The 1,749-nt window shown below is 59.0% G+C and carries 2 protein-coding genes; both read left to right on the forward strand.

Features of this window, described 5'->3' with window-relative positions; genetic code table 11:
- Positions 1-306: 306 nt before the first annotated feature.
- A complete protein-coding gene (locus ABL914_RS13895; RefSeq protein ID WP_391563784.1) occupies positions 307-624 on the forward strand; it encodes a 2Fe-2S iron-sulfur cluster-binding protein in 318 nt (105 codons plus the stop codon).
- Positions 625-637: 13 nt separating this feature from the next.
- On the forward strand, positions 638-1,729 hold the full coding sequence (locus ABL914_RS13900; protein ID WP_391563783.1) for a ferritin-like domain-containing protein: 1,092 nt from the start codon (positions 638-640) through the stop codon (positions 1,727-1,729).
- The last annotated feature ends 20 nt before the right edge of the window (positions 1,730-1,749 follow it).

Here is a 1,749-nt window from a genome sequence, read left to right on the forward strand (position 1 = left end):
GATGGACGCCGGGAGCAAGGCAGCCAAAACCACAGCTGTTAGGCGGGATTTGGTCAAAGCTGATAGTGGCATTGCATCTCCAGTTCTGTGTTTGGATTCTGCACCTCTGCTAGCAGGTTTTTCGCCGCAGCGCTGTGACGCTGCTCACAGCGGTATTTGGCCACAGTGCGCCGGGCCAGATCGAGGCACTTTGCCACTGCGCAAGGTGCCGCCTGCAATTGATGCAGGTCAATGCCACTGGCGAATCATAACTTACATCGGTGTAAATAGTTGCAACCCGATCAAAAGGCAGCGCGCTTGACCCATGTGACTTTCATCGATGTGGCAGGAACGGCGCGGACGGTCGATAGCCCTGCCGGGATGAGCGTGGCCGATGCCGCGCTCAACCACCGGATTCCAGGAATTGAGGCGGATTGCGGAGGCTTTTGCGCCTGCGCCACCTGCCATGTCTATCTTGACGAGGAATGGTTTGCCCGCCTTCCCGCCGCCGACGAGCTTGAGGCAGCGATGCTTGATACCGAAACGCTCGATCGGCGCCCCGGCAGCCGTCTTGCCTGCCAGCTCAAACTCAGCGACGCGCTCGACGGGCTCGTCGTCCACACCCCTGAACGCCAATATCTGTGAGAGGAGAGTTCCGATGAACCTAGCCACACCCAGCGCCGCGCAGCCCAAGCCGGACTGGCGCGTCAGCATGAACCCCGACGATATCTACAAGAACCCGATGTCGATCGCCTGGACGTTTGACTACTTGCTGTCGGGTGACAAGGTGGAAGACCTCTACAAGCGTGCCAAGCAGGATCAGTGGGATTCGGATCAGCTGCTGCCGTGGGACACCGAAGTGGATCCATCCAAGCCGCTGATCAATGATCGCAGCGATGTCTATCACCGGATGCCGTTCTTTTCGAAGCTGTCCAAAACCCAGCAGGAAACCTTTACCGCCCATTCAACCGCGCAGCTTTTGTCGCAGTTCCTGCACGGTGAACAAGGCGCGCTGATGACGGCGGCCTGCGTTACCCATTCGGTGCCCGATGCCACCGCAAAACTTTACGCCGCAACCCAGACCATGGACGAGGCCCGCCATGTCGAGGTCTATGCCAGATATTGTGACAAGATCGCGATCGTCTATCCGATGACCCCCTGGCTCAAGAGCCTGATCGACGCGACGCTGCAAAGCGATCGCTATGAAAAGGTCATGATCGGGATGAACATGATCGTCGAAGGACTGGCGCTTGGCGCATTCAACAACATGTACCGCACCACCCAGTGCGATCTGCTCAAGCAGCTAACCTTCAACGTGATGCGCGATGAAAGCCGCCACGTTTCGTTTGGCCATGCCTTTCTGGGACCGGTTATCGCCGATCTGCCAGAGGATGAGGTTGAGGATCTGGCCGATTTCGCGTTTCAGGCGGTCAGCATTCTGGCCGGATCAAGCACCACCGGCACGCTGGCCAGCCGGGTCGATCCGGGCTTTATGGAGGTGCTGGTCAACAGCCAGATCGATCCCGACGACTTCTTCAAAGGTGTGGAAGAGGCGCACGAAGCCGGGATTACCCAGGAACTGCCGCCGGGCCAGATCCATGCGCTGAAGGATCTGATGATGCCGGCCCTGGCGCGGGTTGGGCTGCTGACACCAACGGCGGTCAAGAAATACGAACAGGCCGGAATCCCGATCTTTGACGATCCGCGTGTGCTCCACGCGATGGAAGGTGGTCACCCGATCGCGGCTTGATCCAAGCGGCGGTTCGGGGG

Source organism: Novosphingobium sp. (assembly GCF_040079535.1).
Classification (GTDB): Bacteria; Pseudomonadota; Alphaproteobacteria; order Sphingomonadales; family Sphingomonadaceae; genus Novosphingobium.

What these genes read in the sequence shown, in the direction of transcription:
- ABL914_RS13900 (WP_391563783.1), top strand. Translation starts at nt 638, where the DNA reads ATGAACCTAGCCACACCCAGCGCCGCGCAGCCCAAGCCGGACTGGCGC.